The sequence below is a fragment of the Micromonospora sp. CP22 genome, assembly GCF_009712475.1.
Lineage (GTDB): Bacteria > Actinomycetota > Actinomycetes > Mycobacteriales > Micromonosporaceae > Micromonospora.
The window spans coordinates 1-24435 of sequence record NZ_VCJO01000014.1 but is presented as its reverse complement, the minus strand read 5'-3'; the positions used below and the strand labels follow the sequence as shown (position 1 = coordinate 24435).

The following is a 24435-nucleotide window of genomic DNA, read 5'->3' as shown; positions in this document are numbered from 1 at the left end:
GTCATGAGTGACAGGGCTCGGGTGGTGGCTGGGAAGGCCGTGCCTCGGGGGGCGTTTCCGCACGTCAAGGTGGCAGGCGGGTTCGTCTTCGTGTCGGGTACGTCGTCCCGGCGACCGGACAACACGTTCGTGGGCGTGTCGGTGGACGAGTTCGGCACGACCGACCTGGACATCCGGGTCCAGACGCGGGCGGTGATCGAGAACATCGCGGACCTGCTGCGGTCGGTCGGCGCCGAGTTGACCGACCTGGTCCAGGTGACCACCTACCTGGTCAACATGAATGACTTCGGTGGCTACAACGAGGTGTGGGCGGAGTTCTTCGACGCGACCGGGCCGACCCGGACGACCGTCGCCGTGCACCAGTTGCCGCATCCGCACCTGCTGATCGAGATGCAGGCCGTCGCCCTGCTCCCAGAAGGAGGCCAGTCATGAGTGAGATCGCCGAGCCGTTCAGCTTTCCCGGGTGGATCGCGGAGAACCAGCACCTGCTCAAGCCGCCGGTCGGCAACAAGGAGATGCTGCCCGGCTCCGAGGACTTCATCGTGATGGTGGTCGGTGGACCGAACCAGCGGACCGACTTCCACGTCGACCCGTACGAGGAGTTCTTCTACCAGGTGAAGGGCAACATGCACATCAACCTGATGCTGCCCGAGGGCCCGCGTACGGTGCACGTGCGCGAGGGGCAGATGTGGATGTTGCCCCGGAACACACCGCATTCGCCGCAGCGGCCGGAGGCCGGCTCGATCGGGGTGGTGATCGAGCGGGTACGCGAGGAGGGGACGCTGGAGAAGTTCCAGTGGTACTGCCCCGAGTGCTCGCACAAGGTGCACGAGGTCGAGTTGCAGGTGCGGGACATCGCCGCCGACCTGCCCCCGGTCTTCGCGGCGTTCTACGCCGACGAGTCCGCGCGTACCTGCGACAACTGCGGCACCCTGCACCCGGGTAAGGGCTGATGGCGGGTCCAGCGTCGCCGGTGGTGGACGTGCACACGCACGTCGTACCGAAGGGATGGCCGGACCTGGCCGCGACCTGCGGCGGGTCCGGCTGGCCCTGGCTCCGGATCGACTCGGAGCGCGCCGCCATGATCATGGTCGGCGAGACGGCGTTCCGCCCGGTCGGCGCCGAGTGCTGGGACGCCGACACCCGGCTGGCCGACATGGCCGCCGACGGAATCGACGTGCAGGTGGTCTCGCCCACGCCGGTCTTCTTCTGCTACGACCGTCCCACCGACCAGGCGGTGAAGGTGGCCCGCATCTTCAACGACCTGACGCTGGAGGTCACCGCCGGAGGCGACGGTCGGCTGCTGCCGTTCTGCCAGGTGCCGTTGCAGGACCCGGACGCCGCCTGCGCCGAGGTGGACCGCTGCCTCGCGGCCGGTCACGTCGGTGTCGAGATCGGTAACCACGTGGGCGAGCGGGATCTGGACGACGCGGGCATCGTGACGTTCCTGACCCATTGCGCCGAGGTCGGTGCGCCGGTCTTCGTCCACCCCTGGGACATGGCCGGTGGTCCCCGGTTGGACCGTTGGATGGCCCGCTGGCTCACCGGGATGCCCGCCGAGACCCACCTGTCGGTGCTGGCGATGATCCTCGGCGGGGTGTTCGACCGGGTGCCGGAGACGTTGCGGATCTGCTTCGCCCACGGTGGTGGCAGCTTCCCGTTCTGGCTGGGGCGTGCCGACAACGCCTGGCACCGCCGCGGTGACCTGGTACGCGGTGCGTCCGCCGCCCCGCCCAGCTCCTACGTCGACCGGTTCTACGTCGACTCGGTGGTCTTCTCGACTCCGGCGTTGCGCCTGCTCGTGGACACCATGGGTGCCGATCGGGTGCTGGTGGGCAGCGACTACCCGTACCCCCTGGGGGAACGCCCGGCCGGTGCGGTGGTCCACCAGGCCGACTTCCTCACCGACGCGCAGCGTGCCGACCTGCTCTCCGCCAACGCCCTCCGCTTCCTCGACCGACTTCATATATAAGATCTCGGATCCGGTATATACTCGGTGCCGTGAAGACGGTTATCGACCTTGATGATGAGTTGCTCGAGCGGGCCCGTCGTGAATTGGGTACCAAGAGCAAGAAGGACACCATCCATGCTGCGCTCCGGATGGTCGCCGAGCGCGGCGAGCGGATGGAGGCGATCCGCGAGTTGCTCTCCATCGATCGGGACTGGACCGGACTGCTGGCGGACGACAAGACACCGGACGGCGAGCGGGACGCCGCGTGAGTCCTCCACCCGGCCTGTACCTGATCGACACCTCGGCCTGGGGTCGTCTTCGCCAACCGATCGTCGGAAAGCGGATCCGAGCACTACTCGAAGAGAGATTGGCCGCGACCTGCCTCCCGCTGGATTTGGAGGATGGACGCAGCGCTCGCGACTGCAGAGATGCGATGACAGTGCATGCCCGCCGCGCGGAGCTGATGATCGACCTTCCGATCACGTCGGCCGTGGCAACCCGAGCCTGGGACCTGCAACTGGCGTTGACCGCCCGGGGACACCACCGAGCCGCGAGCCCGGTAGATCTCATGGTGGCCGCCTCGGCCGCTGAGTACGCGGCGACCGTTCTCCACTACGACCGGGACTTCGACCTGTTGGCGGAGGTGGGTGGACCGCGCTCGGAGTGGGTGTCCCCACCGGGAACTCTCTCCTGAGGCGCTGACACCCGTGTCGAGGCGGCGTGGCGCGGCCGGAGCGGGCAGGATGGCGGCATGGCCGAGCCGCACGATCTGACCGCGCTGGAGCAGGCCGCCGCGATCGCCCGTGGCGAGCTGTCCAGCCTGGAACTGGTCGAGCATCACCTGCGGCGGGTGGACGCGCTCGGCGACACGGTCGGTGCCTTCGTCACCGTCACCGCGCAGTTGGCCCGGGATGCCGCCCGGGCCGCCGACGCGGTGCCGGCGGACCAGCGTGGACCACTGCACGGGGTGCCGACGGCGATCAAGGATCTGACCCTGACGGCCGGTGTCCGCACCACCTTCGGCTCGGCCGCCTTCGTCGACTTCGTGCCGCCCGTCGACGCCGACGTGGTGCGCTTCATGCGGGCCGCGGGGATGGTCAGTCTCGGCAAGACCACCACCTCTGAGCTGGGCTGCTCGCTGTACTCGGAGACCCTGGTGGCACCGCCGGCCCGCAATCCGTGGGCGTTGGCCAACACCGCCGGTGGATCGAGCGGTGGCGCGGCGGCGGCCGTGGCGGCGGGCCTGGTGCCGGTGGCACAGGGCTCCGACGGGGGCGGCTCCCTGCGGATCCCCGCGTCGCTGTGCGGGCTGATCGGCTACAAGCCCAGCCGAGGACTGGTCTCCGGTGGTCCGCTCGGCTTCGGTGCCTTCGGCCTGCCGACCCATGGACCGCTCGGCCGCACCGTCGCCGACGTGGCCGCGCTGCTGGACGTGCTGGCCGAGCCGGTGCCCGGCGAGCCGTACCTGCCGCCGGCACCGCCGCCGGGCGGCTATCTCGCCGCCGCCCGCGCCGCCGAGCCGGGCAGGTTGCGGGTCGGCCGGTTCACCACCCCGATGCTCGCCGACGAACCGGTCCACCCGGACTGCGTCGCGGCGGTGGACCGGGCCGCCGCGCTGCTCGCCGCCGCCGGGCACGAGGTCGTGGAGGTGTCGGCACCGCTCGGCCCGCAGGTGTGGCCGCTGTTCGAGATCGTCTGGTACGTCCTCGCGCTCACCCCGGTGCCGCCGCAGCGGGAGTCCGAACTGCTGCCCCTGACCCGGTTCCTGCGGACGCAGGCCGCCGAGATCTCCGCCGGCACCCTCACCGCGACCCTCGGCGAGATCCAGGCGCAGGTACGCCTCGGTGTCCGCCGCACCGCCGGGTGCGATCTGCTGCTCTGCCCGACCCTCGCGGCGCCACAGGTGCCGGTCGGCTGGTTCACCCAGGGACGCACCCCGGCGGAGGACTTCGACCGGCAACGCCGCTTCTCCCCGTACTGCGCGGTGTTCAACGTCACCGGCCAACCCTCCGTTTCGTTGCCGGTCGGTGTGACCGCCGAAGGGCTGCCGGTCGGCGTGCTGCTCACCGGTCACTACGGTGACGATGCGAGACTGATCGCGACCGCTGCGCAACTGGAGTCCTCCAGTGGCGGGTGGGATCGGCACCCCGCAGTCTGGCGGAGCGTCGGCTCCGCTAACGTGAATGACAGCGGAGTCGGGAGGTCACCACGATGATCGGCCACCCGATTCGATCAAAGGTCTCTCTTTCCGCCTGGGGGCGTTGGGATTGTCTGTAACCGACACGTTGCTGGTCTTCGTCGGCATCCCGGCAGCCATCGTGCTGGTGATCACCGGCCTTGTCTACGCGGGTAGCCAGGGCCACGGTGGTGGCGGTGCCAAGCGTTACCGGCCTGGCCGACCGTTCAGCTTCACGCCGGTGTGGTTCCTCGGGCGGCCAGAGGAGCTGGCCGACTCCGCGGGCACCTCGCTGTCGGTGGGGGCACAGGCGCCCGCGCTGACCAGCAGCACGCAGGGACAGGTCGGCGCCGAAGCACCGACCGGTGGAACCGGAGGCGCAAGTGACCGTTGGTGAGAAGCAGCACGCGGCCGGGACGGACACCCCGCCCGACGTGCTCGACGGGCCGTTCTCGACCCGCCAGCTGCTGCGCATCGACGAGGCGCTGCGGCTGGCCGACCGGACCACCGGCCTGGTCTTCTCCGTCTACGTGGGTGGCCTCGACGAGCCGATCCGGGAGCACGCCGAGCGGTTGCACCGGCAGCTCGCCGAGCCCGACCTGTCGGTGCTGATCGCGATCTCGCCCAACCAGCGGCAGCTGGAGATCGTCACCGGTCGGTACGCCCGCAAGCGCGTCCCGGACACGTACGCCAAGATCGCCGCCTTGTCGATGGTGGCCGCGTTCGGTGGCGGCGACCTCGCCGGCGGCATCATCCAGGGCCTCGACCAGCTCTCCCGCTACGCCGGTAAGGGCTGAGCCCGACCTCTACGACAAAAGCCCGGCCCGCCTCGCGTGCGGCCGGGCTTTTGCGTGCCCAGGATCACGCGCCCATTCTCACCGTGGCCAGGCAGCGAAGCCGGCGTGGGCTCCTACCCACGCCGGCTTCGAGGTCTGCGTGCGGTCAGGCCGCCCGGGCGTCGCAGGCCTGTGCGGCGAGCGCCCGGACCACGCCGTCGCGGCCCTCGGCGACCAGCCGCCGCAGCGGGCCCGGGTGGCCCTCCTGCGCCAGCCAGGCGTCGGTGGCCTCGACGGTCTCCTCCTCCACCAGGTACGCGGGGTACATGAGCATGGCGAACTCCTGCGCCGGCTCGCTGTCCCGGGTCGCCCAGACCTGCCCGACCGAGGCGAAGTACCGGTCCCGGTAGGGCGTCACCAGCTCCACCTGCGTGGGGTGGCTGAAGCCCTGCAACAGTGCCCGGTGCCGCCAGTTCGGCAACGCCTCCGGGCCGGTCAACTGGGCCCACACGGCGGCCTTGTTGGCCTCGGTCGGCACCAGCGCGTGCGCGTAGGCGGCCTCCCGTTCACCGCTGGAGGTCTTGTCCCGGGCCAGCTCCGCCTCGATCTCCGCCGGGCCGGCCACGCCGTTGGCCACCAGCGCCTGCAACACGCTCCACCGCAGCTCGGTGTCGATGGTCAGCCCGGGGGTCACCTGGGTGCCCTCCAACCAGCCGCGCAGCACGGCCAGGTCCTCGTCGGACCGGGCCGCCGAGACGTACGCGCGGGCCCAGGCCAGCTGGAAGCCGCTGCCCGGCTCGGCCGCGGCGAGCGCGGTCTTCGCGGTGCGGGCCAGGTCGGCCCAGCCGGTGGGCGCCCAGTCCCGCTCGGCGTAGAAGGTCAGGGCGCTGCTGACCTGGCGCAGCGTCGCGGTGACCAGGTTGATGTCCGTCTCCGCGGGCAACCCGGCCAGCACCAGGGCGACGTAGTCGCGGGTGGCCAGTTCGGCGTCGCGGGTCATGTCCCAGGCGGCCGTCCAGCACAGTGCTCGGGCCAGCGACGACTCCAGACCGGCGATGTGCTGCACCACCGTCGACATCGACCGCTCGTCCAACCGCAGCTTGGTGTAGCTGAGGTCGTCGTCGTTGAGCAGCAGCACGTCGGCGGCGGGCACGCCGGTGAGTTCGGTCAGCTCGGTCAGCTCGCCGTCGACGTCGACCTCGTACCGTTCACGGCGCACCAACCGACCGTCGCGGAGGTCGTAGAGACCCACCCCGATCCGGTGCGTACGCAGGGTCGGGTGGCCCTCCGGTGCCTCCTGACGGACCAGTACCTGCTGGTACGCGCCGTCCGCGCCGATGGTCAGCTCGGGACGCAGGGTGTTGACCTGCGCGGTCTCCAGCCACTGGGAGGCGAATGTGGTCAACTTGCGGCCGGAGGCGGTCTCCAACTCGGACAGCAGGTCGTCGAAGGTGGCGTTGCCCCAGGCGTGCCGGGCGAAGTAGGCGCGTAGACCGGCCAGGAACGCCTCCTCGCCGACGTAGGCGACCAGCTGCTTGAGCACGCTGGCGCCCTTGGCGTACGTGATGCCGTCGAAGTTGACCTCGACGGCCTCCAGGTCGGGCATCTCGCAGTAGACCGGGTGGGTGGAGGAGAGCTGGTCCTGCCGGTAGCCCCAGTTCTTCCGGATGGACAGGAAGGTCGTCCACGCCTCGGTGAAGCGGGTGGCGTGCGTGTTGCACCAGTGGCTGGCCCACTCGGCGAACGACTCGTTCAACCACAGGTCGTTCCACCAGCGCATGGTGACCAGGTTGCCGAACCACATGTGCGCCAGCTCGTGCAGCACGGTGTTGGCCCGCTGCTCGTACTCGAAGTCGGTGACCTGGGAGCGGAACAGGTAGTGCGACTCGGCGTGGGTCACGCAGCCGAAGTTCTCCATCGCACCGGCGTTGAAGTCCGGCACCCACAGCTGGTCGTACTTGGGCAGCGGGTAACGCACCCCGAACTGCTCGTGGAAGAAGTCGAAGCCCTGCGTGGTGACCAGGTTCAGCTCGTCGGAGTCGAGGTACTGCGCCATGCTCGCCCGGCAGAAGTAACCCAGGTCGATGCCGTCGTGGGTGTACCTGACCTCGTGGTACGGCCCGGCGCACAGCGCGGTGATGTAGGTGCTCATCCGGGCCGAGGTGGCGAAGTGCACGGTCTTGTGGCCCTCGCCCGCCGGCTCCTCACGCTCCACCGGCATGTTGGAGATCACCTTCCAGTGCTCCGGAACGGTGGCGTGCCAGGTGTAGACGCTCTTCAGGTCCGGCTGGTCGAAGCAGGCGAAGACCCGCTGCGCGTCGGCCGTCTCGAACTGGCTGTAGAGGTAGGTCTCACCGTCGACCGGGTCGACGGACCGGTGCAGCCCCTGCCCCGAGTTGGAGAACGCGAAGTCCGCGTCGACGATCAGCGTGTTCTCGCCGGCCAGGCCGGTCAGCGTGAGCCCCTTCTCGGCGGAGAAGTCGGTCAGGTCCACCGGGTCGCCGTTGAGCGTCGCCGAGCGGACCGATTCGGCCGCCACCTCGATGAAGGTGCTGGCACCCGGTTCTGCGCAGCGGAACCGCACTTCTGTGGTCGACCGGAAGGTACGACCGTCGGCGGCGTGAACGGCACTGGACAGGTCCAGATTGATGTCGTACCCGGTCACGTCGAGCAGGCGGGCCCGCTCGGTCGCCTCGACCTGCGTCAGGTTGCGCACTCCCGGCACTGTTCGTCTCCATCCCACTAACGCCGTCCGTCACGGTCGCATGGTCCGTCGACCGCTCGTGACGGCCGGTCCGGGCCTGAGTCTTCCATGTACGGGTAGGTAGTGGTGGGCGAGGTCACGGGTCGATCCTGGGTAAGGGCGGTGAAACGGGAGCAAGATCGGAAGTACGCCGGTGCACCCGGCGTCACCAGCGCGAAAGGGACCCCGTCGTGAACGAGCGCGTCACCGTAGACATGTGGTTCGACCCGATCTGCCCCTGGGCGTGGCTGACATCCCGGTGGCTGCTGGAGGTGGAACGGGTTCGCCCCGTCGACGTCCGCTTCCACGTGATGAGCCTGTCGGTCCTCAACGAGGGCCGGGAACTGTCCGACGACTACCGGGAGTCGATGCGTCAAGCATGGGGTCCGGTGCGGGTCTGCGTCGCCGTGCAGGAGCGACACGGCGCCGACGCGGTGCGGGCGCTCTACACCGCCCTGGGTGCTCGCATCCACCTCGGCAAGGAGTCGCTCGGACCGGAGCTGTACGTCGCCGCCCTGACCGATGCCGGCCTGGATCCGGCGCTGGCCGAGGTGGCCGGGGACCGCGACCTCGACGCGCCGCTGCGGGCCAGCCACGAGGCGGGGATGCGGCCGGTCGGCACCGACGTCGGCACCCCGGTCATCCACGCGCCCGGGCCCGACGGTCGGCAGGTCGCCTTCTTCGGGCCGGTGATCACCCCGGCACCCAAGGGCGAGGCCGCCGGTCGTCTCTGGGACGGTGTCCTGCTCGTCGCCGGCACCCCCGGCTTCTTCGAACTCAAGCGCAGCCGCGACCTGGAGCCGATCTTCGACTGACCGGTGTCGCCGACGCCGCGCTCCGGGCCGGCCAGGCGTCACCGGTGCCTTCCGGGGTTCGTTTGACCGGGTGTCCGCGGCGAAACCGGCGGGCGGCACCCGTGCCCGCTGGCCGCAGCCCGTCAGCTCGTGGAGGTGCCAGATGGCCAGACACCGTGCCCCGGCCGACGATCCCTGGACTCGTGAGGAGCGCCCCGGCGGTGCCGTAGCGGCGGCGCGGCTGAGCTGGCCGGCCCCCCGACAGGAGCGGCCCGCGCGTTGGTCGACGCCGGGGGAGGAGCCGACGGAGCGGGTGCCCAGCCCGCAGCCGGGGCTGTGGGGGGACACCCCGCCCGCCCGCCGTGACCGGTCCCCGAACTCGTCCGGGGTGTTGGGCAGGCCGACCGTGGTGGGGGTCGCCCGGGTGCCGGTGACCTCCCGGCTGACGCCGCCGGGGCGGGAGGTCCGTAACCAGGGCCCGCGACCGATCTCCACGGGCCGTCCGGTCGTGGTGCCCGCGTCCGGGGGCCGGCATCGGCGGGCGGTGGACCCCGGGCGGTGACCGGGGCGCCTGCGCACTGGCGGGCGTCGAGCAGGCACGCTTTCACCTGGTGGGCTATGGGTGGGTCCGGCGGCGGGCCCCGACCGGCCGCCGGTAGCGTCAACGGTCATGACGGTCGTGCACCCGATCACCCGAGCCTGGATCACCACCGGTGGTACCGGCGCCCAGAACTACGACGAGTTCGCCGACGACGCGGAGATCACCGCGATCATCGAGGCGAATCCGCACAGCGCCCTCGGCATCGAGATGCCGCACAAGGCCCCGGAGAGCCTCGGCAAGTCGTTCGCCGACGCCCTGCCGGACGCGGTGCGCCGACTCGCGGAGGCGAAGGCCGACGGCAGCTACACCCCGGCCGAACAGGTGGTGGTGCTGTACCGCATCAGCGCGCCGGGCGAGGAGACCGCCTACGGCCTGTTCGCCCTGGTCGACACCGACCAGATCTCCACCAATGCCGACGAGCCCGGCCTGGTCATCCGCAACGAGGACGTCTTCATCGCGAAGGTGCGTGAGCGGGTCGCGCTGGCCGAGGCGTTGGGCCACCTGCTCTCGCCTGTACTGCTGCTGCAGACCGGCCGTGGCGACGAGCTGCACGCCGCGCTCGCGGCGGCCACCGAGGCGGCCGGGGCGCCCGCCGCCACCGACACCGACCAGGCCGGGCGTACCCACGCCATCTGGCTGGTCGGCCCCGGCCCGCAGCAGGACGAGCTGACCGCCCTGGCCGGTGGTGGCGAGTTGGTGGTCGCCGACGGCAACCACCGCAGCCTGGCCGCGCAGATCGGTGGCATGTCCCGGTTCCTGGCGGTCGTCACCACCCCCGCGTCGGTGGCCATCCAGCCGTACAACCGCCTGGTCAGCGAGCTGACCACCACGCCGGGAGAGCTGCTGGAGCGGCTGGCCGCCGCTGGCGCGCAGATCGCGGCCCTCGACGGTCCGGCCGAGGTCCCGGCGACCGGCGGCACCGTCGTGCTCCAGCTTCCCGACCAGGCGTACGCGGTGACGCTGCCGCATACCGGTGACAGCCGCCTGGAGAACCTCGACCACGCCCTGGTCGAGCGGCTGCTGCTGCGGGACGCCCTCGGTCTGGATCCGGGCGACAAGCGGATCACCTACGTCGGCGGTGACTACCCGGCGAGCTGGCTCACCGGCGAGGTCGAGGCCGGTCGGGCCGAACTAGCCATCCTCATCGCCCCGGTGACCGTCGAGGATTTCGTCGCGGTCAACCTGGCCCGGCAGAAGATGCCCCGCAAGAGCACCTGGTTCACCCCGAAGGCACGCGGCGGCCTGGTGGTCGCCGAGTTGCCCGAGCGCTCCTGAACCGTCCGGCCCGTCTCACCGGCGCCGCCCCGGCGGTACGCGGTGGGACGGGCCTGACAGACTGCGCGGTATGCGCGTCTACCTGGGATCCGATCACGCCGGTTTCGAGTTGAAGGTGCACCTGGCCAACCACCTGGCCAAGCAGGGCTACGAGGTGGTCGACGTCGGCCCGCACGCCTACGACCCCGAGGACGACTATCCGGCCTTCTGCCTGCACGCCGGCACCCGCGTGGTGGCTGATCCGGGCAGTCTGGGTGTGGTCATCGGCGGCTCGGGCAACGGCGAGCAGATCGCCGCGAACAAGGTGGCGGGGGTGCGGGCGGCGCTGGCGTGGAGCGTCGAGACCGCCCAGCTGGGTCGGCAGCACAACGACGCCAACGTGGTCGCCGTCGGTGCCCGCCAGCACACCCTCGACGAGGCCACCGCCATCGTCGAGGCGTTCCTGACCACGGCGTTCTCGGGCAGCGAGCGGCACGCCCGTCGGATCGCCCAGGTCGCCGACTACGAGCGCACCGGGCAGCTGCCCGACCTGCCCTGATCCACGAGGCCCCGACCAGCACGTCTGATCCGGGTTCGGGTGGCCGCCGAGGTGTGACCACCCGGCCCGGACAGAGGCGCCTCAGCGGCGGGGGAGTTCGTCGCGCGGGGTCCAGTTACGGCGGACGATCACGACCCGCTCCGCCGCCTCGGCGAGATCCTCGTCGGTGGGTCGGGCGGCGTCCCGGGCCCGCATCGCGGCGGTCACGCTCACCTGCGACGAGCCGGACCCGACCAGCCCACGCAGCCCGCGCTCACTCTCCTCGGGAGCGCCGTTACGTCGCCCACGCGGGGCCTCGGCACCGTCGTGCACCCCGGCCGTGGTGGCTGCCGCCGCAGCGTCGCCCGCGCCACCCTGAGCGCCGTGATGCCGGTGTCGCCGTCGCCGCCGTTCCCCGCCGTCCGCCACCCCCCGACCGTACCTTCGCCCGGTCGATCATGCAGTTGTGGTCGTGGCAAACCGCACCATCCGCCACTGCTGCACGATCGACCGGCGGTGACACCGTCAGAAGACCTCCATGGCGGAGGGGGAACGGTGCCAGCCGAAGGCGGGGCTGGCGGCGGCGAGCGCGCCGGGGCGTAGCTCGCGCAACCGCCCGGCATCGGCCAGCGCGACCGGTGTCACGCCGCCGAGGAACAGCTCACCGAGGCAGCGTACGTCGCAGGCCAGGTCGGCCGGTCCGCTCGCCGGGGTGCAGCTGGCCCCGGTCGGCCCGCCACGCAGCCGCCACCGACCGGTGTTCTCCGGCAGCAGCTCGTCGGTCACCTCGATGACCACGTCGACGTCGGCGGCGTAGCGCCGGGCGGCGAGTGCGCCCGGCACGTCCACCACCCGTACCCACAGCGCGTCGACCAGCCGGAAGTCGAGCCGACGCGGTTCGTTGACCAGCCGCAGCAGCGGCTCGTCAACGGCGGCCCGCATCCAGGACAGCCGACGGGTCAGGTCGAGCGAGAGCAGCATCCGCCAGATCGCCCGGTACCCGGCCGGGGTGCTCGCCACCACCTCGTCGACCGTGACGAGGCTGTTCGGACCGGCGTCCGCCCAGTCGGACTTGGTGCGGAACAGGCCGTACCCGTCGACTCCGTCGGGCCCCTCGTGCAGCACCACCCGTCGCGCGGTGGCACCGCCACGGTGGGCCTCCGGGTCGACCAGCACGTACCGCCACCAGCGGTCGTCGCGCGAGGACCAGCCGGGACGATCGGCGCGGACCGCGTCGTACACCCGGGCCAGGTCGGCCTGTCGGTCGGCGGGCGAATCCAGGCGCAGCCGGCCCTCGTCCGGCGTCGGGGCCGGCAGCCGCAGTTCGGTCGTCTCGCCGGAGACGTGGAACCGTTGCGCGGCCAGGCCGTAGCCGAAGCGCGGATAGATCCGGCCCTCGCTGGCCCAGAGGACCGCGATCGGTTCCCGGCTGCTGTCGTGAATCTGACGTAGTTGGCGGTGCATCATCGCGGTGAGCAGGCCCCGTCGACGGTGCGTGGGCGCGACCGCCACCAGGGTGACGTGCGCCGCAGGAACCGCCCCGCCGGGTACGCCCAGGTCCCGGGTGTACGCCGCAGCGCTGGCCACCAATTCTGATCCGTCGCGCACCAGCAGGGCCCGCTCCGGTTCGAAGATCGCGCGTTCGGCCTCGTGAACCTCGGGCTCGACATTCTGATGGAAGACAGCGGCGAGGAAACGACCGACCTCGTCGTAGTCCTCGGCGCGGGCAGCCTCGATGGGCAGGGTGGAGATGGTCACCGCTCGTGTCTAGCCGATCGGTGTGGGTCGGGCGACCGATTTGCGGGCTGGCTACCCTCGAAGTCTCCAGCGGCGTCCGGGGGCGCCGCCGGTGACAGGGGAGGGGACGACATGGCCGAGCAGACGCAGCCGTGGGCGGAGCGAACCGTCGAGGTGCCGCCGCAGCCCGTTGACGGGGTGCCGCCGCAGCGCGACCCGTACCGCCGTGGGGTGGCGCAGGTCGGTGCGCGGGCACCGCGTACCGAACCGTTCCCGACGGTGGAGCACACGCCGACCGGCACCGGCTGGCCCGGCGAACCGGAGCCGCGCAGGCCGTTGAGCTGGCACGTGGCCCGCCTGAAGCGCGGCGGTGAGTGGAGTGCCGCCGGGGCGCTGTTCGCGTTCGTGTGCTGGGGGATCTGGGCGATCTCCGGCGGCGGCGACCTCGTCGGACCGGTGGTGATCTTCGTGTTGAGCATGCTGGTCGCGGCGGGTCTGTTCACCCTGGCCAGGCTGCTCGGCCGGGTGGTGCTGGAACGGCAGCTGGGCCGGGTGCGGCGCACCGCCCGTGGCGCGCACCTGGTCACGGCGGTCTTCCTGACCGGTCTCGGTGTCGCGTACCTGCAACAGACGCAGTGGGTCATGGACGCCTGGAACTGGCTGACCACCTGAGGTCCACCGCCCCGCGAGCGGGGCGCGGCCCGACGGGTCGGCCACCCCGGTGGCGACGCCGGGCGGACCGACCCGTCGGCCGGTCCGCCCGGGAATGGTCGCGTGGCACCGCGACCGAGGTCGTCACTCCACCAGGACCGCGGGCTTCATACCCAGCCCGACGTGATTCATCCCCCGTTGCTGCCCTTCCTCGGGCGGCCCGGGGGCGCCGTCGATCAGGCGTCGAGATACGCCAGCACGGCCAGCACCCGACGGTTGTCGTCGTCGGAGGGCGGCATGTCGAGCTTGGTGAAGATGTTGTTGATGTGCTTGCTCACCGCCTTCTCGGTGATGCGGAGCTTGGTGGCGATGGCGGCGTTGGAGCGCCCCTCGGCCATCTCACCGAGCACCTCCCGCTCCCGGGCGGTGAGCACCGCCAGCGGCTCCCGGCGGGCGAGCAGTTGGGCGATCACCTCGGGATCCATGGCGCTGCCGCCCGCGGCGACCCGGCGGACGGCGTCGACGAACTCGCCGACGTGGGAGACGCGATCCTTGAGCAGGTAACCCACCCCGCCCTGCGGCGTGCTGAGCAGCTCACGCGCGTACAACGGCTCGACGTGCTGGGAGAGCACGAGGATCGGCAGCCCGGGTATCCGGGTCCGGGCGGCGATCGCGGCCTGTAGACCCTCGTCGGTGAAGGTCGGTGGGAGACGGACGTCGATCACCGCCACCTCGGGCCGGTGCGTGACCAGGGCGGGCAGCAGAGCCGGACCATTGTCGACGGACGCGACGACGTCGAAGTCGAACGCCTGCAACAGCCGGGTCAGTCCGTCACGAAGGAGTGCGTGGTCTTCGGCGATGACAACGCGCACGGTAGCTCCATGGTGACGACGGTGGGCCCGCCGGGCGGGCTCGACAGCGCCATCGTGCCATCGAAGGCGGCGAGGCGACGCTCGATACCGCGCAGGCCGGTGCCGGCGGCGGCATCGGCACCACCGGCACCGTCGTCGGTCACCACCAGCACCAGCCGTCCCTGCCCGTGGCGCAGCGACACCCACGCGTGCTGCGCGCGACTGTGCCGCACCACGTTGGTCAGGGTCTCCGCCACGGCGAAGTACGCCGCCGACTCGACCGGAGTGTCGAGCCGGCCGGGTAGGTCCGCGTCGACGGTGACCGCCACGGGAAGGCTGAGCGCCAAGGCACGCACCGCGCCCTCCAGGCCACGTTCCGCCAGGACGGGCGGGTGAATGCCGCGTACGAGATGCCGCAGCTCGACCAACGCCGTACCGCTCGCCGCACGCGCCTCATTGAGCATCGCGTGCGCCGCGGTCGGATCCCGGTCGATCATTTCGTCGGCGAGGCCGATCATCATGCCCAGCGAGACGAGCCGGGCCTGGATGCCGTCGTGCAGGTCCCGCTCGATGCGGCGCAACTCGGCGGCCTGAGCGTCCACCGTGCCGGCGCGCGTGACCGTCAGCTGGGTGACGCGCATCCGGAGTTCGGCGGCCCGGGTGGGCGCGAGGAGAAGCCGCGCGAAGGAGGCGTCGACGCGTCGCAGCCACGGCGCTACCCACAGGCCGACGGCCAGGATGGCGGCACCCTGCGGCAGGCAGAGCAGTGCCTCACCGGACGTGTCGACGGACCAGACGGTGCCGTAGCCGTACCAGCCGGTCCCCAGCCAGATCCACAACGGGGTCAGCGTCAGCCCCATCAGCCCGTACAGCGGTATGGCCAACGCGATCGCGCCGAGGACGATCGCGACGACGGCCCCCGGCACCAGCCAGGCGAGATCCCGCCAGGTGGCCGGGTCGGTCACCGTCCACCGGAAGCGTCGCCAACCGCCGGGCACGGCCCGCTCCGGAGGCGGATGGTACGGACGAGCCACCGGCACACCCGACCGGGCGGCGAGCCGCCGCTCAAGATCGGCGCGTTTCCTGACCAGCGTCGTCGTCCACGACACCAGCGCCATGCCCAGGAAGGGCACCGGAACCAGCACCAACGCGACGATCGACAGCACCAGCAGCGGACCGTTCGTGAGGGCCAGACCGATCGCGGCCACCCCGGCCAGCACCGAGTGCAGCCCTCGACGGACCCACGGGGGCATCCGGTCACCAGCTCCGACCACATCCACCCGTCACATTCTGCCCACGGTGACCGCGTTCGTCGGTGGTGCCAGCACCACCTCTACAGCGGGGGATAGCGCTCCTGACGATGTAGGCCGAGGGCGCTTGGCTGAAGCCATGACTACCATCACCACGACCGGCAGCGACTTCGCCGTACTCTCCCGCCGGATCGTCGCCGCGGGACTGATGCGGCGTCGGCCCGCCTACTACGCCCTCCGCCTGGGTGTCGTCGCGGTCATGTACCTCGGTGGCTGGGCGGCCTTCCTCGCCATCGGCTCCTCCTGGTGGCAGATGTTCACGGCCGTGTTCCTCGCGGTCACGTTCGCCCAGGTGGCGCTGGTGGCGCACGACCTGGCGCACCGGCAGGTGTTCCGCACCAAACGACCCAGTGAACTCGCCGGACTCATCGCCGGAAACCTCGGCGTCGGGATGAGCTACGGCTGGTGGATGGACAAGCACACCCGCCACCACAACAACCCCAACCACGACGACCTCGACCCCGACGTGGCCCCCGAGGTGCTCATCTGGGCAGCCGAGGCGGCAACCGGCCGACGCGGGTTGAAGGGCTTCATCACCCGGCACCAGGCCGCGCTGTTCTTCCCGCTGCTGACGCTGCTCGCCGTCAGCCTGAAGGTGTCCAGCGTCAAAGCCCTGCGCGACGGCACGGTGCGGCGACGCGGCACCGAGAGCGCCCTGCTGGTGCTGCATGCCGTCGGCTACCTCACCGCACTCCTGGTGGTCCTCAGACCGCTTCAGGCGGTCGCCTTCCTCCTGCTGCACCAGGCCGTGTTCGGCGTCTACCTAGGCCTGACCTTCGCGCCCAACCACAAGGGCATGCCGCACCCGACCGGCGACGAGGACTTCCTGCGCAAGCAGGTGCTGACCTCCCGCAACGTCCACGGCAACTGGCTGACCGACGTGGCGCTCGGCGGCCTGAACTACCAGATCGAACACCACCTGTTCCCCGGCATGCCGACGCCCAACCTGCGCAAGGCCCAACCCATCGTGCAGGCGTACTGCGCCGAGATCGGGGTGGCCTACGAACAGACCGGCCTCATCGACTCCTACCGGCAGGCGTTGCGTCACCTGCACGAGGTGGGCGCCCCCGCCCGCGCCGAACACGCGGCACGCTGAGCCGACGTCGCCTGGTCAGCAGCGGATACACCGTGGAGGAACCAGGCGGCCGCGCGCCAACTCCTCGACCTGGGCGAAGTTCACGACACGGTCGCACTCGTCATCGGTCAGCTTGTTGATTAGGGCCTTGGCGGCCTGGGCCTGCGGGGTGGTGGGCAACGCGCCGGCGGCGAGTTCCGGTAGCAGCAGCTCGTAGCCCACCCGGGCTCGGGGCGAATACCGATGACGGGTACGCGCCAGCGCACGCCGGACAACCACTCCGTGGAACGGACCGGGCGTGGATATCGTCCTGGGCGACGGATCCTGACCCGGCTCACGACAGTGCTCTTCTTCTCGATGAGGTGTCGTACGGTCATGGCATTCTGCTGGCCATGGCTGACCGACCAACGGTCGAGTGGCGTCGCCACCTTGACGAGCAGACCGCGCAACTCCGTGCTGGGACCCTCGACGAGTGCGACGCCTGGGCAGTGCGACTCTTCCCGGATTCACTCATCGCCGCGACCGACGCCGCGCTGGATGACTTCGAGCGGGCCCTCACGCTGATCGACGTCAGGTCGGACGTCGCCGTGCTCGCCGAGGTCGAGCGGGTGGTTGTCGCGCTCAACGGCGTCGACGAGCGCCACGGTGGCTCCGGTTACGAGACGGGGGAGCGCGAGGAACTGTGCGACTACATCGACGCGGCACTCACCGACGCGGGCGTCGACGTCGCCGCTGTGGCAGCCGGCAGCGGGCTCAAACGGTGGGAGATCACCGACCGCTGGCGTGACTGGTAGTCGGTCCGGCGGTGCCGCAGCGATCGCCCCGGCATCGACGGTGGTCGGCCAGGCTGGCGCTCGTCACGGGCGGACGTGCTGGTCACGACCAACCCGACGTCGGGCCCGATGCTCAAGGACCCCGTAGGTGACCATGAGGGTCAATCCGGCCAGCAACAGCACGGCACCGGTCCACCGGCTCGGAGTGCGCCAACCGCTGGGCGCTACCTCCGTGAGGGTTCCGAGCCCCACGAGAACGTAGAAGCCCATGCATGCTGCCCCTGCTGCCCACAGCCGGGGGTAACGCAGGGTCCGTCCGAACAGCCGAACGGTTGACACGCGTCGGCTCCGGACGGCCACCCAGGCAGCGCATCCGACCAAGGCCACAGCGGCGCCGGCAAGCAAGACATCCATGATCATATCGCCGCCTCGTAGGTCGTCACAGCCGGTGCTACTGGCGCAAGAGATCAAAGAGAGCTGAAACGCGGACGGCCCAGGGTCGGCGATTGTGCCGTTGACCTGGGCCGGAGGGTGTGGAGCGGGCGACGGGAATCGAACCCGCACCGTCAGTTTGGAAGACTGAAGCTCTGCCATTGAGCTACGCCCGCGTACGCCCGGAGGACCGGGTGCGCCCGACAGCCTACCCAATACCCGCGGCGGGCGCGCGGCCGTATCCCCGTGCCGCGCCGATGCCCGCAACATCCGGGTTGTCGCCGCCGTGCTGGCAGCGCCATCCGGGCAACCGCCGCCCGCTGTCTGCTGCTCGGATGCCTGGTTCTCCTCGTTCGGCGCGTTGGGTGACTCCCCGGCAACCTGATGTCGGAGGGACGGCATAGACTGCTCGTCGCCACGGGGTGTGGCGCAGCTTGGTAGCGCACTCGCTTTGGGAGCGAGGGGCCGTGGGTTCAAATCCCGCCACCCCGACTGCCGCAAGCACCGGACGGCGGCACCTGGACGACCGGCACATCGGGCACGCCCGCTGTCGGCCCCGGGTGCTGCTGGTCCGCCGTGGCGGCTCGCCTACACTCGATGGGCCGAAAGTGCGCCCAGACTCAACCGAGATCCGTCAAGGAGTACGCCTGTGAAGAGCACCGTCGAGACTCTGAGCCCGACGCGCGTGCGGCTCGCCATCGAGGTGCCGTTCGTCGAGCTCGAGCCGAGCCTCAAGAAGGCGTACCGGGAGATCGGTCAGCAGATCCAGATCCCCGGCTTCCGTAAGGGGAAGGTGCCGCCTGCGATCATCGACCAGCGGGTCGGCCGGGGCACCGTGCTCAACGAGGCGGTGCAGGAGGCGATCCCGCAGAACATCCTCACCGCCGTGCGTGAGCACGACCTGAAGACGCTGGGGCGTCCCGAGGTCGAGATCACCGAGTTCAACGACGGTGACTCGCTGAACTTCACCGCCGAGGTCGACGTCCGGCCGGAGATCACCGTGCCGGACCTCAGCTCGATCGAGGTCACCGTCGACGAGCTGCAGGTCGGCGACAACGAGATCGACGAGCAGGTGAACAGCCTGCGTGAGCGCTTCGCCACCCTGAAGACCGTCGAGCGTCCTGCGGCCGAGGGCGACTACGTGCAGATCGACCTGCGGGCGACCGTCGACGGCGAGGAGGTGCCGGGCGGCTCGGCCAGCAACATCTCGCACGAGGTGGGCAGCAAGCAGCTCCTGCCGGGGCTCGACGAGGCGGTCGTGGGCCTGTCCGCCGGCGAGGAGACCACCTTCACCACCCAGCTGGTCGGCGGCGACTTCGCCGGCCGTGACGCTGAGGTGCAGGTGACCGTGCGTACGGTCAAGGAGAAGGAGCTGCCCGAGCTGAACGACGAGTTCGCCCAGCTCGCCAGCGAGTTCGACACCATGGAGGAGCTGCGGGCGGACCTGCGCGAGCGGGTCAGCCGGGGCAAGCGGGTCGAGCAGATCTACGCGGCTCGGGACAAGGCGCTGGAGCAGCTCGTCGAGGCTGCCGAGGTGCCGGCGCCGGAAGGTGTGATCCGCGACGAGGTGGAGAGCCGCAAGCAGGCGATGGTCGACCAGCTGGAGCGCATCGGCGCTTCGATGGAGGACTACCTCGCCGCCGAGGAGAAGACCGAGGAGCAGATCGACGCCGAGCTGAGCGAAGCCGCCACCCAGGGCGTCAAGGTGCAGCTGCTGCTGGACACTCTCGCGGACGCCGAGGACGTGCAGGTGTCCGACGACGAGTTCGGTCACGAGATCGTCCACCGGGCCCAGCGTGCCGGCATGGCCCCCCAGCAGTACTACGACCAGCTTGTCCGCTCCGGCACCGCTGGCGCGGTCTACGGCGACGTCCGGCGGGGCAAGGCGCTGGCCTCGGTGATGGAGCGCATCACGATCAAGGATTCGGCCGGCAACGTGGTCTCCTTGGACGCGCTGCGTGAGGCGAGCGAGCAGGAGCACTCGCACGAGCACTGATCGTTGGGTGGGGCCACCGTCCGCCGGTCATGGTGGGTGGTGGCCCGATCCCTTTTCCGGGTACGTCTTCCGCCTTGCTGCGCTGAGAGCGAACAGTGCCCGGACCGGGCGTATGGCGACCGGCCCAGCGGTTAGTGTCGGACACGACGGTACGGAGAGCGAAGGGCTGCCATGACCGACATGCACATCCCAGCGAAGCCAATTCGGGCAGTTGATGCCCGCGGCGGCGACACTATTGGCAACCTCGACGACTCGGTCTACAACCGGTTGCTCAAGGAGCGGATCGTCTTCCTGGGCAGCGAGGTGACCGACCAGGTCGCCAACCGCATCTGCGCGCAGCTGCTGCTGCTCGCCGCGGAGGACCCGGACCGCGACATCAATCTCTGGATCAACTCGCCTGGTGGCTCGGTCTACTCCGGCATGGCCATCTACGACACGATGCAGTTCATCGACAACGACGTGTCTACCGTGGCGATGGGCATGGCCGCGTCAATGGGCCAGCTGTTGCTCTGCGCGGGTACGAAGGGCAAGCGTTACGCCCTCCCGCACGCTCGGATCATGATGCACCAGCCCTCGGGTGGGATGGGCGGCACCGCCGCCGACATCGCGATCCAGGCCGAGCAGATGCTGTACACCAAGCGGATGTTCCAGGAGCGCGTCGCCTTCCACACCGGTCAGCAGCCGGCGCAGATCGAGGCGGACTCGGACCGGGACCGCTGGTTCACCGCCCAGGAGGCCGTCGACTACGGCTTCATCGACAAGGTGATCACGGGGGCCGCCCAGGTTCCCGAGGGCGCCGGGACCCTGAGCTGATCGAGGAGCAGACGATGACCGACCTGAGCCTGCCGCCCCAGTTCGGGGCCGTGCACAACCGCTATGTTCTGCCGTCGTTCGTCGAGCGGACGTCGTACGGGGTCAAGGAGTCCAACCCGTACAACAAGCTCTTCGAGGACCGCATCATCTTCCTCGGCGTGCAGGTGGACGACGCGTCGGCCAACGACGTGATGGCCCAGCTGCTCACCCTGGAGGGGACGGACCCCGACCGGGACATCATCATGTACATCAACTCGCCGGGTGGCTCGTTCACCGCGATGACGGCGATCTACGACACGATGCAGTACGTCCGGCCGGACATCATGACGGTCTGCCTCGGCCAGGCCGCCTCGGCGGCCGCTGTGCTGCTCTCGGCGGGCACGCCGGGCAAGCGGATGGCGCTGCCGAACTCGCGCATCATCATCCACCAGCCGGCCACCGAGGGTGGCTACGGCCAGGGGTCGGACATCGAGATCCAGGCCAAGGAGATCCTGCGGATGCGTACGCAGCTGGAGGAGATGCTCTCCCGGCACTGCAACCGCCCGGTCGAGCTGGTGCGCAAGGACATCGACCGCGACAAGATCATGACGGCTGAGGAGGCCCGCGAGTACGGGCTGGTCGATACGATCCTCACCAGTCGTAAGAAGGGTTTGCTGGCCGCGAACGCGGCGAGCTGACCGGCACCGGGTCAGAGGTCGGTCGGGCTCGTTGCCGGCCGACCTCTGACACACCCGTTTTGGGGGTCGGAGAAACCTCCGGCAGCGGGTAACGTCGGGTCCGTACCGCTTCGCCGGGCGACCGGCGGGTGGGTAAGAGACGGGCGGAGCGTCAGCGTCCGCAGGTCGTGGCCGGGGTTCCGGCCGATGAGTGCAGGGAGAACGTAGGTGGCACGGATCGGTGACGGCGGCGACCTACTGAAATGCTCCTTCTGCGGGAAGTCGCAGAAGCAGGTCAAGAAGCTCATCGCGGGCCCCGGGGTCTACATCTGTGACGAGTGCATCGATCTCTGTAACGAGATCATCGAAGAGGAGCTGGCCGAGTCCGGCGAGGTGAAGTGGGAAGAGCTTCCCAAGCCGATAGAGATCTGCCAGTTCCTCGACAACTACGTCGTGGGGCAGGAGCAGGCCAAGAAGGCGCTCGCCGTCGCGGTCTACAACCACTACAAGCGGATCCAGGCCGAGGCGGCCGGCGCGCCGGGTTCCGGCAACGACGGTGTCGAGCTGGCCAAGTCGAACATCCTGCTGCTGGGCCCGACCGGGTGCGGCAAGACCCACCTGGCGCAGACCCTGGCCCGGATGTTGAACGTGCCCTTCGCGATCGCCGATGCCACGGCGCTCACCGAGGCCGGCTACGTCGGCGAGGACGTGGAGAACATCCTCCTCAAGCTGATCCAGGCTGCGGACTACGACATCAAGCGGGCCGAGACCGGCATCATCTACATCGACGAGGTCGACAAGATCGCCCGCAAGTCGGAGAACCCGTCGATCACCCGGGACGTCTCGGGTGAGGGTGTCCAGCAGGCGCTGCTGAAGATGCTCGAGGGCACCGTCGCGAACGTGCCCCCACAGGGCGGTCGTAAGCACCCCCACCAGGAGTTCATCCAGATCGACACCACCAACGTGCTGTTCATCTGTGGTGGGGCCTTCGCTGGTCTGGATCAGATCATCGAGGCGCGTACCGGGCACGGCGGCACCGGCTTCGGTGCCCGGCTCCGGGCCGTTTCCGACCGCTCCACCGACGACATCTTCAGCCAGGTGATGCCGGAGGACATGCTCAAGTTCGGGCTGATCCCCGAGTTCATCGGCCGACTTCCGGTGATCACGAGCGTCCGGAGCCTGGACCGCGGCGCGTTGGTGCGCATCCTCACCGAGCCGCGTAACGCACTCGTGCGGCAGTACCAACGCCTGTTCGAGCTCGACGGCGTCGAGTTGGAGTTCGAGCGGCCTGCCCTCGAAGCCATCGCCGACCAGGCCATGCTCCGTGGGACGGGTGCTCGCGGGCTGCGGGCCATCATGGAGGAGGTGCTGCTCTCCGTGATGTACGAGGTGCCCAGCAACCCCGACGCCGCACGCGTGTTGATCACGCGGGAGGCCGTGCTGGAGAACGTGAACCCGACAATCGTTCCGCGTGAGTTCACGGGTCGCCGGGCTCGGCGTGAGCGCGAGGAGAAGTCGGCCTGATCCCAGGTCTCGACACTGCGGCCGACGGCAGTCGCCCCGTACGCTGGCAGCCATGCGCGTCGCTGTCTGCCAGCTGAACTCCCGCGACGACCGAGAGGCGAATCTCGCCGCCGCGGAGGCCCTGATCGATCGTGCCGCCGAGGCCGGTGCCGACCTGGTGCTGCTCCCGGAGTACGTCGACTATCTCGGCCCCGGTGCGGGGATGCCGGCGCCGGAGTCCGTGGACGGCCGAGTGGGTTCCTTCTTCGCCGCCGCCGCCCGTCGACGGGGCGTCTGGCTGATCGCCGGCTCCTTCCACGAGGCCGGACCCGACCCGGACCGCACCTGGAACACCACGCTGGTCTTCGACCGCTCCGGCACGCTCGCCGCCACCTATCGCAAGATCCATTTGTACGACGTGGAGATCCCCGGGCGCGTCTCCTACCGGGAGTCGGCAACCGTCGCTCCCGGTGACCAGCCGGTCGTGGTGGATGTCGAAGGGCTCCGGGTGGGCTTGTCCATCTGCTACGACCTGCGTTTTCCGGAGCTTTACCGGCAGCTGGCCACCACCGGCGCCGCGCAGCTGCTGGTCGTCCCGGCGGCCTTCATGATGCACACCGGGCGGGATCACTGGGAGGTGCTGCTGCGGGCCCGTGCCATCGAGAACCAGTGCTTCGTAGCGGCAGCCGGGCAAACCGGTGACCACGATCCCGGCCGTACCTGTTACGGACGGAGCATGGTGATCGACCCGTGGGGGACGGTCCTGTCCCAGGTGCCCGACGGCCCGGGGCTCGCGGTGGCGGACATCGACCTGGACTGCCTGGACCGTATCCGCGCCGAGTTGCCGAGCCTGGCGAACCGACGGCTCTGACGCGGTTAACCCTGGAGCAGTACGCCGACCAGAGCGAAGCCGGCGATGGCGGCGGCGGTGATCAGCAGGGCGGTGCTCATTCGGGACGGGCCACGCTGGGCCAGACGGCGGATCGAGACGAGCACCGCGAAGACCACGAAGGCCCCGATGACCAGTTGCCAGATCGGTAACAGGAGGCCGAGCAGCGCGTCCTCGGCGAGGACCGGGCTTACGGGCCGGGACACGTCATCCATGCCAGACACAATGGCACGCCGGAACGCCTCGTGGTCGTCGGCGCGAAGACAGTCCGCCGAGAGCTGGGTCCGGGGGCACTCGGGCCGGGGCGAACCCCGCTCCCGTACGCGGGGGACAGCCGGTGTTCGTCGGGCTTCTCCGAGGCCGCATCAGCGACATCGACGGAGGTTGATTTGCCTTATCCGGGGCGTCCGCGTAACTTTCTCTCTGCACGCGGGAGGCCGGGGCAAACCGGCCGAGAACGGGCGCCAGCAACGCGGAGACCACGTCGATGCGAGGCTGAGACCGGGCGGTGCGGAGTGGCTCTGCAAGATGGGGTTGCGATCGCGAGGCCGACCGGGTAAGGTTCTGGAGCCGGCAGGAGCCGGGCGGGTCACCTTGAGTGATCGGCCGGTCTGCGGCTCTCCACGACAGCACCGAACGCCGAAAGGCGGGCGATGGCGTGGGCCCGAGCTTGTGACGAGATTCCTGATCCTTCAGGTTGATCTCGAAGCGTGGCTCGGATAGTTTGGAGCGGTTGCCCCAGACACGGTTCCCTTATCGGGGCCAGATCTGGTGTGTGGTTGTTCTTTGAGAACTCAACAGGGTGCTTGATAAGCCAGTGCCAATTTTGTTTGATTCCTGGGCTGGCCAGGCGTGTGTCTGGTTGGTTTGGATTCCTTTGGCAACATTTTTTGTTGTCGGGGTTGGATTTCTTTGA

General features: G+C 69.9%; 27 protein-coding genes and 2 tRNA genes. 21 read left to right on the top strand and 8 right to left on the bottom strand.

The annotated features are described in order from the left end of the window. Positions 1-3 precede the first annotated feature (3 nt). The 8 genes from FF096_RS20430 to FF096_RS20395 all read left to right on the top strand — a co-directional run bounded on the left by FF096_RS20430 (position 4) and on the right by FF096_RS20395 (position 4924). Positions 4-432, top strand: coding sequence for a RidA family protein (locus FF096_RS20430; protein ID WP_155220907.1), 429 nt, complete (start codon positions 4-6; stop codon positions 430-432). Then, positions 429-953: a 3-hydroxyanthranilate 3,4-dioxygenase gene (locus FF096_RS20425; protein WP_155220906.1), complete on the top strand. Its 525-nt coding sequence runs from the start codon at positions 429-431 to the stop codon at positions 951-953. Before FF096_RS20430 ends, FF096_RS20425 begins: the two co-directional genes overlap by 4 nt. Further along, a complete protein-coding gene (locus FF096_RS20420; protein WP_155220903.1) occupies positions 953-1972 on the top strand; it encodes an amidohydrolase family protein in 1020 nt (339 codons plus the stop codon). Before FF096_RS20425 ends, FF096_RS20420 begins: the two co-directional genes overlap by 1 nt. Before the next feature lie 29 nt (positions 1973-2001). Then, positions 2002-2220: a type II toxin-antitoxin system VapB family antitoxin gene (locus tag FF096_RS20415; RefSeq protein ID WP_309223660.1), complete on the top strand. Its 219-nt coding sequence runs from the start codon at positions 2002-2004 to the stop codon at positions 2218-2220. Continuing rightward, the gene (locus FF096_RS27535; protein ID WP_375335364.1) at positions 2217-2645 is read left to right on the top strand and encodes a PIN domain-containing protein; all 429 of its coding nucleotides are present in this window, start codon (positions 2217-2219) and stop codon (positions 2643-2645) included. The genes FF096_RS20415 and FF096_RS27535 overlap by 4 nt, the downstream gene beginning before the upstream one ends. 57 nt (positions 2646-2702) lie before the next feature. Continuing rightward, the gene (locus FF096_RS20405; protein WP_155220899.1) at positions 2703-4166 is read left to right on the top strand and encodes an amidase; all 1464 of its coding nucleotides are present in this window, start codon (positions 2703-2705) and stop codon (positions 4164-4166) included. A 70-nt stretch (positions 4167-4236) separates the two neighbouring features. Further along, positions 4237-4524: a hypothetical protein gene (locus FF096_RS20400; protein ID WP_155221016.1), complete on the top strand. Its 288-nt coding sequence runs from the start codon at positions 4237-4239 to the stop codon at positions 4522-4524. After that, positions 4511-4924 (top strand): DUF5130 family protein, encoded by a 414-nt coding sequence (locus FF096_RS20395; protein WP_309223659.1) that lies wholly within the window; start codon positions 4511-4513, stop codon positions 4922-4924. The genes FF096_RS20400 and FF096_RS20395 overlap by 14 nt, the downstream gene beginning before the upstream one ends. 145 nt (positions 4925-5069) lie before the next feature. Here FF096_RS20395 and pepN read toward each other — a convergent pair whose 3' ends face one another. After that, positions 5070-7619 carry an aminopeptidase N gene (gene pepN / locus FF096_RS20390; protein ID WP_309223658.1) on the bottom strand — a complete coding sequence of 850 codons (2550 nt, stop codon included), beginning with the start codon at positions 7617-7619 and terminating at the stop codon, positions 5070-5072. Positions 7620-7837: 218 nt separating this feature from the next. On the opposite strand from pepN, the gene FF096_RS20385 reads away from it, so the two are divergent. From FF096_RS20385 to FF096_RS20370, 4 genes are all read left to right on the top strand, one after another. Then, the gene (locus FF096_RS20385) at positions 7838-8461 is read left to right on the top strand and encodes a disulfide bond formation protein DsbA (RefSeq protein WP_309223657.1); all 624 of its coding nucleotides are present in this window, start codon (positions 7838-7840) and stop codon (positions 8459-8461) included. Between the two features lie 142 nt (positions 8462-8603). Then, positions 8604-9002 (top strand): hypothetical protein, encoded by a 399-nt coding sequence (locus tag FF096_RS20380; RefSeq protein ID WP_155220897.1) that lies wholly within the window; start codon positions 8604-8606, stop codon positions 9000-9002. A gap of 108 nt (positions 9003-9110) precedes the next feature. Beyond that, complete coding sequence (locus FF096_RS20375; protein WP_155220896.1) at positions 9111-10316, top strand: DUF1015 family protein; 1206 nt, start codon at positions 9111-9113, stop codon at positions 10314-10316. Positions 10317-10386: 70 nt separating this feature from the next. After that, on the top strand, positions 10387-10854 hold the full coding sequence (locus tag FF096_RS20370; protein ID WP_155220894.1) for a ribose-5-phosphate isomerase: 468 nt from the start codon (positions 10387-10389) through the stop codon (positions 10852-10854). Between the two features lie 81 nt (positions 10855-10935). Here FF096_RS20370 and FF096_RS27340 read toward each other — a convergent pair whose 3' ends face one another. Next, positions 10936-11262 carry a hypothetical protein gene (locus FF096_RS27340; RefSeq protein WP_309223656.1) on the bottom strand — a complete coding sequence of 109 codons (327 nt, stop codon included), beginning with the start codon at positions 11260-11262 and terminating at the stop codon, positions 10936-10938. A gap of 96 nt (positions 11263-11358) precedes the next feature. After that, the gene (locus FF096_RS20360) at positions 11359-12591 is read right to left on the bottom strand and encodes a GNAT family N-acetyltransferase (RefSeq protein ID WP_375335363.1); all 1233 of its coding nucleotides are present in this window, start codon (positions 12589-12591) and stop codon (positions 11359-11361) included. Between the two features lie 111 nt (positions 12592-12702). Here FF096_RS20360 and FF096_RS20355 point away from each other — a divergent pair, with 111 nt between their 5' ends. After that, entirely contained in the window at positions 12703-13242 is a 540-nt protein-coding gene (locus FF096_RS20355; protein ID WP_155220893.1) for a hypothetical protein, read from the top strand. 215 nt (positions 13243-13457) lie between these two features. Here FF096_RS20355 and FF096_RS20350 read toward each other — a convergent pair whose 3' ends face one another. Both FF096_RS20350 and FF096_RS20345 read right to left on the bottom strand, forming a co-directional pair. Then, positions 13458-14093, bottom strand: a complete 636-nt coding sequence (locus FF096_RS20350) for a response regulator transcription factor (RefSeq protein ID WP_309223655.1) — start codon at positions 14091-14093, stop codon at positions 13458-13460. Beyond that, positions 14045-15352 (bottom strand): sensor domain-containing protein, encoded by a 1308-nt coding sequence (locus FF096_RS20345; RefSeq protein WP_309223654.1) that lies wholly within the window; start codon positions 15350-15352, stop codon positions 14045-14047. The genes FF096_RS20350 and FF096_RS20345 overlap by 49 nt, the downstream gene beginning before the upstream one ends. Positions 15353-15461: 109 nt before the next feature. Here FF096_RS20345 and FF096_RS20340 point away from each other — a divergent pair, with 109 nt between their 5' ends. Further along, entirely contained in the window at positions 15462-16478 is a 1017-nt protein-coding gene (locus FF096_RS20340; protein WP_155220892.1) for an acyl-CoA desaturase, read from the top strand. 15 nt (positions 16479-16493) lie between these two features. On the opposite strand, the gene FF096_RS20335 is transcribed toward FF096_RS20340, so the two are convergent. After that, positions 16494-16736 (bottom strand): hypothetical protein, encoded by a 243-nt coding sequence (locus FF096_RS20335; protein ID WP_230462800.1) that lies wholly within the window; start codon positions 16734-16736, stop codon positions 16494-16496. 113 nt (positions 16737-16849) lie between these two features. On the opposite strand from FF096_RS20335, the gene FF096_RS20330 reads away from it, so the two are divergent. Beyond that, positions 16850-17251 (top strand): hypothetical protein, encoded by a 402-nt coding sequence (locus FF096_RS20330; RefSeq protein WP_155220889.1) that lies wholly within the window; start codon positions 16850-16852, stop codon positions 17249-17251. 513 nt (positions 17252-17764) lie between these two features. Here FF096_RS20330 and FF096_RS20325 read toward each other — a convergent pair. Beyond that, positions 17765-17838 (bottom strand) — tRNA-Gly (locus tag FF096_RS20325). A 242-nt stretch (positions 17839-18080) separates the two neighbouring features. Between FF096_RS20325 and FF096_RS20320 the strand changes: the two genes are divergently transcribed. From FF096_RS20320 to FF096_RS20295, 6 genes are all read left to right on the top strand, one after another. Continuing rightward, positions 18081-18154, top strand: a tRNA-Pro gene (locus tag FF096_RS20320). A gap of 157 nt (positions 18155-18311) precedes the next feature. Beyond that, positions 18312-19658 carry a trigger factor gene (gene tig, locus FF096_RS20315; protein WP_196222591.1) on the top strand — a complete coding sequence of 449 codons (1347 nt, stop codon included), beginning with the start codon at positions 18312-18314 and terminating at the stop codon, positions 19656-19658. Positions 19659-19829: 171 nt separating this feature from the next. Further along, positions 19830-20471, top strand: coding sequence for a ClpP family protease (locus FF096_RS20310; RefSeq protein ID WP_155220887.1), 642 nt, complete (start codon positions 19830-19832; stop codon positions 20469-20471). Positions 20472-20485: 14 nt separating this feature from the next. Continuing rightward, on the top strand, positions 20486-21148 hold the full coding sequence (locus tag FF096_RS20305; RefSeq protein ID WP_155220884.1) for an ATP-dependent Clp protease proteolytic subunit: 663 nt from the start codon (positions 20486-20488) through the stop codon (positions 21146-21148). Between the two features lie 207 nt (positions 21149-21355). Continuing rightward, positions 21356-22651 carry an ATP-dependent Clp protease ATP-binding subunit ClpX gene (gene clpX / locus FF096_RS20300; protein WP_309223653.1) on the top strand — a complete coding sequence of 432 codons (1296 nt, stop codon included), beginning with the start codon at positions 21356-21358 and terminating at the stop codon, positions 22649-22651. A gap of 52 nt (positions 22652-22703) precedes the next feature. Further along, on the top strand, positions 22704-23501 hold the full coding sequence (locus tag FF096_RS20295) for a carbon-nitrogen hydrolase family protein (RefSeq protein ID WP_155220882.1): 798 nt from the start codon (positions 22704-22706) through the stop codon (positions 23499-23501). Between the two features lie 5 nt (positions 23502-23506). Here FF096_RS20295 and FF096_RS20290 read toward each other — a convergent pair whose 3' ends face one another. Beyond that, positions 23507-23734, bottom strand: coding sequence for a hypothetical protein (locus tag FF096_RS20290; protein WP_155220881.1), 228 nt, complete (start codon positions 23732-23734; stop codon positions 23507-23509). Positions 23735-24435 lie beyond the last annotated feature (701 nt).